9 protein-coding genes are annotated in these 9,436 nt (G+C 69.2%); 5 read left to right on the top strand and 4 right to left on the bottom strand.

Features of this window, described 5'->3' with window-relative positions; translation table 11 throughout:
• The first annotated feature begins 3 nt into the window (after positions 1-3).
• On the top strand, positions 4-471 hold the full coding sequence (comJ, locus tag WME97_RS22555; RefSeq protein ID WP_437554798.1) for a competence protein ComJ: 468 nt from the start codon (positions 4-6) through the stop codon (positions 469-471).
• A 73-nt stretch (positions 472-544) separates the two neighbouring features.
• Here the strand turns inward: comJ and WME97_RS22550 are convergent, their stop codons facing one another.
• From WME97_RS22550 to WME97_RS22540, 3 genes are read right to left on the bottom strand one after another with little or no spacing between them, the layout of a single operon-like run.
• Positions 545-2,116: a hypothetical protein gene (locus WME97_RS22550; RefSeq protein ID WP_437554796.1), complete on the bottom strand. Its 1,572-nt coding sequence runs from the start codon at positions 2,114-2,116 to the stop codon at positions 545-547.
• A gap of 37 nt (positions 2,117-2,153) precedes the next feature.
• On the bottom strand, positions 2,154-3,791 hold the full coding sequence (locus tag WME97_RS22545) for a hypothetical protein (protein WP_437555465.1): 1,638 nt from the start codon (positions 3,789-3,791) through the stop codon (positions 2,154-2,156).
• A 20-nt stretch (positions 3,792-3,811) separates the two neighbouring features.
• Complete coding sequence (locus WME97_RS22540) at positions 3,812-4,732, bottom strand: hypothetical protein (protein ID WP_437554795.1); 921 nt, start codon at positions 4,730-4,732, stop codon at positions 3,812-3,814.
• Between the two features lie 427 nt (positions 4,733-5,159).
• On the opposite strand from WME97_RS22540, the gene WME97_RS22535 reads away from it, so the two are divergent.
• The 4 genes from WME97_RS22535 (at position 5,160) to WME97_RS22520 (ending at position 8,260) form a co-directional block, all read left to right on the top strand.
• The gene (locus WME97_RS22535) at positions 5,160-6,290 is read left to right on the top strand and encodes an RNA polymerase sigma factor (RefSeq protein WP_437554793.1); all 1,131 of its coding nucleotides are present in this window, start codon (positions 5,160-5,162) and stop codon (positions 6,288-6,290) included.
• A 120-nt stretch (positions 6,291-6,410) separates the two neighbouring features.
• Positions 6,411-7,307, top strand: a complete 897-nt coding sequence (locus tag WME97_RS22530) for a helix-turn-helix transcriptional regulator (protein WP_437554791.1) — start codon at positions 6,411-6,413, stop codon at positions 7,305-7,307.
• Between the two features lie 192 nt (positions 7,308-7,499).
• The gene (locus WME97_RS22525) at positions 7,500-8,063 is read left to right on the top strand and encodes a sigma-70 family RNA polymerase sigma factor (protein ID WP_437554789.1); all 564 of its coding nucleotides are present in this window, start codon (positions 7,500-7,502) and stop codon (positions 8,061-8,063) included.
• Positions 8,060-8,260, top strand: coding sequence for a hypothetical protein (locus WME97_RS22520; protein ID WP_437554787.1), 201 nt, complete (start codon positions 8,060-8,062; stop codon positions 8,258-8,260). Before WME97_RS22525 ends, WME97_RS22520 begins: the two co-directional genes overlap by 4 nt.
• A 482-nt stretch (positions 8,261-8,742) precedes the next feature.
• On the opposite strand, the gene WME97_RS22515 is transcribed toward WME97_RS22520, so the two are convergent.
• Positions 8,743-8,892 carry a hypothetical protein gene (locus tag WME97_RS22515; protein WP_437554785.1) on the bottom strand — a complete coding sequence of 50 codons (150 nt, stop codon included), beginning with the start codon at positions 8,890-8,892 and terminating at the stop codon, positions 8,743-8,745.
• Positions 8,893-9,436: the final 544 nt, after the last annotated feature.

The following is a 9,436-nucleotide window of genomic DNA, read 5'->3' as shown; positions in this document are numbered from 1 at the left end:
GACATGGACCCGTTCAGTTTAGAAGTAACGTATTCACAGATCTCCGTTTTTCAATCGCATCTGAAGAATCCATTCAATGACTGGACCGATGCGCATGCTTCACAGGGGTTCTCATGGAGACCGGGCAGCGTATCTTTTCGTACTCTCGATGTAGATGGGCCGGCCTCGGTCGTTGTGGAAAAGGGACCGACGCTTGATGTTTCGCCCTCAGCAATTAGAGCAATCCAGGTTCCATTTCACGTTCCGGCCGGCGTTGATGTCGAGATAGGTACCCTTACCGGAACGGTCGTGGTGGAACTGGAGCCGGGCGATTATACGGTTCTCTTCGAGCACGGCCGATGCCATGATTCGCGAATGTGGTGCAAGTTCCGTTTCGTGCCGGGAACCACCGCACCCCGGGTTGTTCGTAGGGATGAAGAGCTTTCTCCAGGGGAGGATCTTCTGATGGATGCGCAACCAGCGGCGCCGTAGCACGCGATCCACTCAGGGGGATACCCACGGAGTGGTCCATGCAGGTGGTGAACAGCGCGGAGGACAATGGGCTTCATTCCTGCGACTCGGGGAATCGAAGCGTCTTGACCTGGATGCCGTCCTCCCCCGTGATCTCCTCGCCCGACCAATTCCAGCTCGTGCCGCCTGGGCCCGGCAGCCCCAGCTCGAAGGTGACCGCCTCCAGCGTGAGCTGGTCCTCGTCGAGGTAGGCGACGCCGATCGAGTCGCCACCGCGCCCGGGGCCGCCACGGCCGCCAGGGCCTCCGTCGCCGCCATCGGCACCGCCGCAGGACCATGTGCCGTCCCCCACGGCGCCGCCTGGCAGGCCCCTGCCGCCCTTGCCGCCATCCTCCGGCCCCCCGCCATCGCCGCCGGGGCCACCGTCGCGCGCGGTGATGGTGCTGTCGCGCACCGTCACCTTGGCGTGGAGCGCCAGGATACCGATGCTCGGCTGGCCGTTCTCGCCCCCTCGGCCGCCTCGACCGCCGCAGCCGCCGGCACCTCCGGAGCCGCCGCCGGCGCCTCCCTTGGAGGCCACGCCGCACACCGCGAGCCCGCCCCGGCGGCCCCCGCCCCCGCCGCCGCCTTGCCCGGGCGTCCCCCGGGTGCCGTCGCCAGCGCTGTCGGGGTGCCATCCGGTCTCATCGATCCGACCGCGGCCCTTTCCCGGTTCACCGGGGATGCCTGGATCGCCGTGGAGCGCCACCTGACCTGGTTGGCAAGGGACGCCTGGCGCGTCCCCATCGCCCCCCCGTCCGGCCGTCGGGTCTGACTCCACGCGTGGCTGCCCGTCCTCGCCGTCGCCCGCCTCGTCGGGAAGCCCCTCACCGCCTGCGCCGCCGAAGCTCGGGATTCCTCCCTCGCACGGGTTCACCGCACGAGCCCCGCCTGGGACCGTGGCGGCGGAGCACGCGTCTTCCCCGTACTGGCCATCCGGTCCCGTCGCTGCCTGGTACGGCCAGGGCCATTCCTCCCCATGGTCGCCCCTCAATCCCTTCAGGGCTTGGATCCAGCTTCCGATGATCTCCACCGCGGCGCCCGACCGAACGACCATTCCGACATGCGTTGTGCTGTTGACCAACACATGATCGACGATCGAGACCCCGTCCGCTGCCCCCGTATCACCGGCGCGGGCCGGCTCGACGGTCAGCGCGATGAGCCGGGGATCAGCGGGACCGAGCTTGGCCATCATGTGCACCGGGTTTTCCAGGCCTCTTTGGCGTTCCCATGCGATGGCGGTTTCGAAGCCTCCGTAGATATCCACACCGGAGGGGAGCGTGACGGTCTCCAGAAACGCATCGTCGGTAAGAAACACGCGACCGCGCCCGGTGCGCGCGAGCTCGATCGCGCGCCGGACGGAACGAACCGGCCTGTCCTTCGTGCCCGGATTCGCGTCGTCACCGCCGAAAAACGGATGGATGACGAACACGCCGCAGCCGTCCATCGCCCGACCTGCCGCAAGATGCTCCAGGCAGACCGACTCGGGGACGGGATCGCTCGCACACGTCGATGGACCGTCACACGGCGGCGCGCCGCCAGGGCCGTCCACCCCCGGCGCGGTGCCGCAACCGGCCGCTGCGAGCGAAAGAACGACGAGCAGGAGGATCGCGGAATTCAGGCTCATGGGCATCCCTCGTTGGCGACGTCTCGCAAGGCACGAGTCAATGGGGAGGCTCGTTCCCCACGCTGAACGCATGGATTTCACCAGTCGGGCCTAGCTGCCCTTCGCCCACCTCGTCACTGACGCCGGCATTCCCGGCATCGCCGCCATCACCGGGGTCTCCGACCTGAATGTAGGTCCCGGGTCGAATGGCGAAGTTGGGCGCCACGTAGGCGATGCCGATGGTTGCGCCTCCGAGCCCGCCGCCGGCGTCACCTCCGCGACCGCCGTTGCCTCCCAAGCCACCTGAGCACGCGCCCGGCATGTCGGCTCCAAATCCCTTTCCACCGTTGCCGCCATATCGCCCGACGCCCCCCTCTTGGCCTCTCCCGCCCACTCCGCCGCGGCCGCCTTTGCCCGTGATCACGTCGCTGGCCCCAATCGTCAGCTCCGCGCCGTCCAGCACGACAATGCCGATGGCCGCCCCGCCATAGCCGCCGCCATAGCCGCCGTGACCGCCACAGCCGCCGCTCCCTCCCGAGCCGCCGGCGGCGCCCCCCTGGGGCAGGCCTGCCCGACACGCGACCATCTCCCCACGCGACTTGCTGCCGCCACCGCCGCCGCCCCCCTGCCCGGTGCCGCCTGGCTTCCCGTCCTCGCCCCGGACGCCGATCCATCCGTCCTTGCCGAGGTGGCCCACCCCCAGCGCGCCGTCCGCGCGACCGGCATCGGCGCCGTGTGCGCCCCTACGCCCGTCCTCGCATAACGTGACGTCTGCGCCGACACCTGCGCTGCCGAGGCCCTCCGGATTGTCCGCCAGCGCCGGCTGTCCCGGAGCGCCATCGCTCCCCGACTCGAGCCCGCCGTCGCCCCCGTAGCCGCCGATGGACTCGATGCCATCGTCGCACACCGTCACGACCGGGAGGGCGCCCGTCGGGGAGTCCGTGGTGCAGGCGTCCACGCCGTCGTTCCCCACCATGCCGTCCGGCGCCCGCTCGGTGTCCGCGTCCTCTCCCGGCTCCCCGTCCTTGCCGTTGCCGGCGACAATCACGCTGTCCTGCACGATCGCCGTGGCGCCCGTGCTCAAGATCATCGCGATCGACGACTTTCCATCCGGCGCCGATGCGTCCGCCGCCACGACGCGTACGCCGGCGATCACCGACGCCGCGTCGTCCCCCGCGAGCGCCATACCCTCTTCCCCGAGGACCCGCAGCGGGATGCCCCCCGGCGGAGCGATGATCGTCGGGTGATCCGGCCCGCCAAATGACGCCTCATACGACCAATCCCCGCCGTCACACAGGCGTCCGCCCCAGACGTCAACCCCCGAAGGCAGCGTGATCTTCTCCTCGAACGACCCGCCGCACGCGTACACGCGCCGGGTCGGCTCCTCACCGTGGCTTCGCCCATGGGCGGCGAGCCCGATCGCGTGTTGCAGGGTCTTCACTGGTGCGTCCTTCGTGCCAGGGCTCCTGTCGTCACCCGACAACGGGCTGACGAACACCCCGCACTCGTCGAGCGCCATTGCCGTCGCTGGGTTGCCGTCACAGAGAGTCGGCTCAGGCGCAGGGGCGCACTCCATCACTTCCCAGCAATCGTCACGGTACGAAGTGCAAGCTAGCAGCGTGCTGCTCGCTCCCCACGCACAGACCACGACAGCAACGACGGCGGCCAACGCTCTTCGGTCTTCCCGTGGCCGCATCCCCTCGGTACCCGGCATGGTTACCACACCCCCTCGATGCTCACGCCCGTGCCGTGCCCGGTCACGACGGGCGATATCTGGACCCGATCCTGCGCTGGCGTGCGTCCCAGGAAGGAGAAGTCTGTGAAGAAGGACGCGGCGGTGGCCGCGCCGATCACACCGCCCGTGATGACCAGGGCCATGCCCACCCGGTCGGACAGGTTGCGCGCGTCGCGCAGGCGCCGCAGCTCGCCGCACGGCGAGCGCTCCGGCGCTTGCCAGCACATGGACGAGCTCGATCTCGGGTCGCTCTCGAGCTGGTCACGCCGCGCGCTCATGTCCTGATCGAGCTTGCTGGCGCTGATCATGAGGATGGCGCCTGCCGATACGGTGCCCGTCGCGAGCGAGATTCCCACGACACGCAGCGTGCCCGGCCACGAGGCCCACGGGCTGGGGGCCTGCGCGCGCGGCGCGGGCAAAGCGCGCACGGGAGTCGGCGTCGCGGTCGCGGTCCCCTTGGCGCCGCTCACCTCCTTGGTGCCGAGCGCCGCCGCACACAGCAACGGCATCGTGAACTCGTGCTCCGCGCCTGCCACGGCGCGCAAGGAATGAAGCGCGTCCTTACAGCCCGGTGCACGGCCCCGCACCATGTGCTGGCCCGGCTCGAAGAACAGCGTGTACGTGCGCGCGGTCCGGCCGATGCGCTTGCCGTCGATGAGCACCTCGGCGTCGGGCGGATCGACGCCGAGCACGAGCCGCGCGACGTGCGGCCCTGCGTTGCGCTGCCCTGCCTCGAATCGCTGCTGGAGCGCTTCTGGCAACGCTTCGCGCTGTTCTAGGCTCCTGGCCAGGTGCTCGGCCGCGTCGCGGTACTTGTGCAGCGCGAGCTCGCAAAGGCCGAGCTCGCCGGCGAGCTCCGCGCGCTCCACCTCGGTGCTGGTCGCCGCGTCCGCGGCCTCCAAAGCTGCCTTGTATTCAGCGGTTGCCTCGGTCCACAGCCCGGCCTTGCGCGCTTTCTGACCACGGCGAACATGCTCCTTCACCGTCGATCGGTCGCTCGGTCCCGCCTTCGGATGGATATTGTCCGCGCTGGCCGAGTTCGGGGAGCCTGTTGCGGCCCCGAGCGCAAGAAAAATCGAGAGCGAATGCGCAATGCAACGCATGCCGCGACGGTACCGACGCCGGCTGCTTGGCGTCAACCGGCAGAAACCGCCACGTCTCGGCGGCTTCGGTGGGAATTGGCGGTCGAATGAGGGAATGCGTTCAACCATCCGTCAGACATGGCCAAGCGTAGTTTAAGCAACCACATGGCAACACATTATCCGACCGAAGTTGCTCCTCGACTCATTTCTCTGAACCTTTTGGGCCGCCTCGCGTGTGCTGCTTACCGTGGCCAAGCCAGAGACCGACTCCCCCGGCTTCGAGCTCTTCCGGCGCCTGGCCAGGCGCCACGGTGTACCGGCGCGAAACGCCGAGGATATCGCCCAGGAAGCGCTGCTGCGGGGGCTCGACGCCGACCAACGGATCGAGCCGGGCGGAGATCCGGGGCCCTACCGCGTCACGATCGCCGTCAACCAGGCGCGCAATCACGTCCGGGACGCGCGCTGCCGCGGCGAGGTGCTCACGTCGTTCGATGAGCGCGAGATCCGAGATGAACTCCCCACGCCGGAAGAGCTGCTCCGCAGACGGCAGCGGGAAAAGCTCGCCCGGCAGCTGATCGACCAACTCGATCCCAAGTACCGGGATCTCGTGATCAAGCACGACCTCGAGGAGATCCCGCTCGCCGAGATCGCCGCCGAGCAGGGGCTCCCGCTGGACACGCTGAAGACGCGACACCGGCGGGCCCACAAGGAGCTCGAGGTGCAGGGGGGACGGTGGCAGGCGCAGGAGCGCTCTGAGGGAAGGGACGGGAGCATCTGCGTGCCGCTTGCACTGGGCTTCGGCCGTCGTGCGTCGTGGGTGGCATCGCTGCGCCGGCTGGGCCTGAGGATCGTCGTTCAGGCCGCCCTCGTCCTGCTGACCGGCGCGCTCGCCTCCGCCGTGCCGCCCTTGCCCGACCTGGAATCGTGGATCAGGGCGGCGGCGGTCCGCGCCCCTGCCACCGCGCCCGCGGAGAAGGACGCTGTGGCGCCCTCCGCGCGAGATGGCGCCCAGAGCGTCGCGGGGCCCGCCAGCGGAGATGGGGCGCCCGACGCAACGGCGCCCGCCGCGGCGACCGCGCACGAGATCTCGTCGCCGACGGAACACGGAAGCGCGCACGGCGAAACGATGGTGACCGGCAGGCCCGCTCCCTCGAACCCGAAGACGAGAAGTCACCGGGCCGCGCCTCCGGCGAGCGCCGTTCGACCGACCGCCGGCGAGGTCGAGAGGAGCCTGGTCAACCAGGCGCGGAGGGCCATCGAGGCCAACGACGTCATGGCCGACGTCGAGGCTCGGCGGCTGCTCGATGCCCACGCGCGGCAGTTCCCGCGAGGGCGGCTCGCCGCCGAGCGCGAAGAGCTGCTCAGGCAGCTTCGCTGAATCGTCGGCTACCCATCAACAGCTAGGCAGGCGGGGATAGCGGTGCTGCTTTCGCGCAGCGCAACGCCGAGATCCGCCTTGCGTCGGACAACAACGCTCAGGTCCAGGAGGCGAAACTTCATGGAAGACATGTTGGGGGCGATGTGGCTGGTGTCGCCGCTCGGGCTCGCGATGATCGCGTGCGTCGCGATCGGCTTCGCGGTCACCGCGCGCGAAGCGCTGGGACGCGAGCGCGGGCTTCGCGAGGCGCGCGAGCACGCGCATGATGACGAGGAGGCAGCCCTCACCGATGCGAAGGAGCAGGCGGCGGGCGAGCGAGACCGATACCGGCGCCTTCTGGACTGTCATGTCGACGCGGCGCTCGCAGGGCTGACGGAGGCCCGCACGCGCCCCGTCCCCTGGCCAGGAAGGGTTCTCGAGTCGTTCTGCGCGACGACGCCTTCGTGGAGGAGAAAGCTGGCCGAGAGCACGGGGTTGGAACCGAGGGAGGTGGAGCGGTTGCTGAGGAGCGACCTGCCGATGACGCCCGGCCTTGCCCGGCAGCTGGAGTCCTTCACCGGCACGCCTGCGCGGTACTGGGAGCGCCTGTGGCGGCTGTACGACGACCACCGAACGGACGCGGAGACGACGATGGTGATGCAGATCGGTGCTCCCAGCACCAAGCGTGAGAGCTCGGCGCTTCCCGCGTCGTCGTCGGCGCCGAGCTCGGCGCCACCGACCCCGCCGACGATACCGCCCCGCGCGCTCGACGTTCCTCCGCCCGTGGTGCCGTCTCCCGAGCTTGCGGCCAGGAGCCCGCGGGCGAAGCTCCCGCCGCCTCCGCTGCCGCGGCTTCGGTCGCCGCTCCCTGTCCGCACCGCCGCGGGGGCGGAGCTCGCCCAGCGCGCCGCCACGCTGACGAGCTTCCCGCTACAGCGTGACGAAGGGGGGACGATCTCCGCCAACGCGTCCGAGTGGGACGACGCAGAGCGCTCTCCGCTGAACACGACACTTCCGGGCGTAGGGAGCCATGGATGAGCGCCGCCGCGCCTCGCAGCGACACGCCATCAGGCGCCTGCTGGCGAGCATGCCGGCGCTGCAGGAACTGAGCAGCTACGGCTGACGTCTTCCTTTGGTAGCGGACGGCGAAGACCGCGAACCGGTGCCGCATGAGGCGGACGCGCGGCATCACCCGCTTACGGGCGATTTCCCGCGGGGGAGGGTAACGCGATGGATCGTCTGTCGAATGAAGACGAGCGCGCCGCCGCGCACGCGCGCTTGTTTTGCCCGGCGCAGGTTCGTGCCGTGCTGCGCTGGCTGGGGAGGCTGGGGGTCCCATGGTGCCATCGTACCGACGTTGCAGGCCAAGTCTGGCTCAATGCCTGGGAGAGCTGGCCCAGGTTCGATCCGAAGCGTGGCAGACCGGAACGCTGGTTGAACGCGATCACCGTACACGTTGCGTCGCACTATCACCAGCGTATGCAGCACCGCAGGGAGGAGCTCGTCGATTTGATCGATGTGGCCGATCCAGCGCCGGATGCCTCTGCTACGATGGAATCCGACAGTATCAGATCGGGCGCCATCGACGCGGTGAACGAGCTCGACCCACAGCTGCGCTTTGTTCTTGTGGCACACGATCTGGATGGGATCCCGATGGCCCAAGTGGCAGAAGCCGCGGGGCTACCTCTCTCTACGCTCTACAAGCGACGCGCCAAGGCCATCGGTGCGCTGCGCGCCATCATCGTGCTTCAGGTGACCATGGGGAACTTCGCCCGGAGAGTTGGATCGCAATGAGCATCAAAGGCCTGGTTGCGCGCCTGCGGCGCGACTTGGACGACCACGAGGCCGACCGAACCATCGACGCTCTCATGATGATCAAAGGGGTTATCAAGGTGTCACCTGTCGCAGTCGGTTACGAGGCCGACCTGAACCGGCAGCGGGTCAAGCGAGAGCGGCGCGACAAGCTGCTCTCGCTTCTGGACGACGAATAGACACCCAGCTCGGCGTTGGTGAACCCGCGTCCGAGGGCATCAGGGCCGGGGGCGTCAGCGAGCCGGCCGACCCGTGTCTCGCCTTCCGCTTCTCTTCGGCATACACGAACCCGAGGAGAGGGGCGGCCTCCCGCGGCTCAATTGCGGAGTTTAGCGTTGAAAAATTCCACGCGTTGGAGCAGTGCGGGGTCGGGGAATTGACCGAGTTCTTCCAACTGCTTGAGCAAGTTGGAAAGGACTACAGCGGCACTGCGCTCGACGGCCTCAGGCACAGCGAGGTAACGGTGCGCGCGTCGTATGCGCCTTCTTGGGCTCCCCTGTCGTGAGGAGGCGCTTCACCTCTCGCACCTTGCCGGAGGCCTCCGAGGCGCTTCGGCACGCAACCGCTGCGCGCGGGCGATCTCAGCAGAGCCCGCGGGCGCTGGCGAGCGGCAAGGCTTCGGCAACGCGAGCGGCGGGCTCGACGTTCGGTCCAAGCTTGCTCACCTCTCCGGTGCCACCGGCAGCCCGAGCAGCCGACCGATCGCCTCGTGAACGACCCGGGCCGCCACCTCATCCCCGAGGGCGACGGCGCAGCTCCGGGTGCTGGCGAGCGAGGCGACGACCGCAGCCCAACGCGATGGCTCGGTCATGGCGAGCTCCCCACGCAGTTGGACCGAGCCGCTCCGCGGCAGCTCCTGTCCCTGCTGACGACGACCGCGACGACGACCACGACCGCGATGAAGGCGCCTCCCTCGCGCCCCCGTAGGCCTCCACGAGCCCCTGGGAGCCATCGACCTAGCGGCGGCGCTCAGGGCCGCGAGCGAGCGCGATGCTGACGAGGTGCAGGAGCTCGGCGTGAGACTCAAGATGTCGGTGGGTTTCGTCGCGTCGCCAAGCAGCGCTCCGATGGTCGCATGGAGCCCGCGAGTTGCCGCCGAGGCGGACTGCTCGTCGCGGGGACGGGGCACTGGCCGAACGATTTGCCGTTCAGTAGCGGGGCGCCGCGCCGAGCGCAGCGAGACTCGGCGCACCGTCCGCTGCAACGGCTTGTTCGGCGGCTCCCCGTGAGACGCTCGACTCGGCTCGATGATCGCCTCGGCGAACCTTGAGCTCGTGCCGGCGTAGGCCAGCCCCACACGGCACCGCGCGCGCCGGAGGAAGGGCGCCAAGGCAGAACTGCGCCTTGCGCGTCGC

The sequence above is a fragment of the Sorangium sp. So ce367 genome, assembly GCF_051520455.1.
GTDB classification, from domain to species: domain Bacteria; phylum Myxococcota_A; class Polyangia; order Polyangiales; family Polyangiaceae; genus Sorangium; species Sorangium cellulosum_B.
The sequence above is the reverse complement of the archived record's forward strand: the minus strand, read 5'-3'. Positions and strand labels throughout refer to the sequence as shown.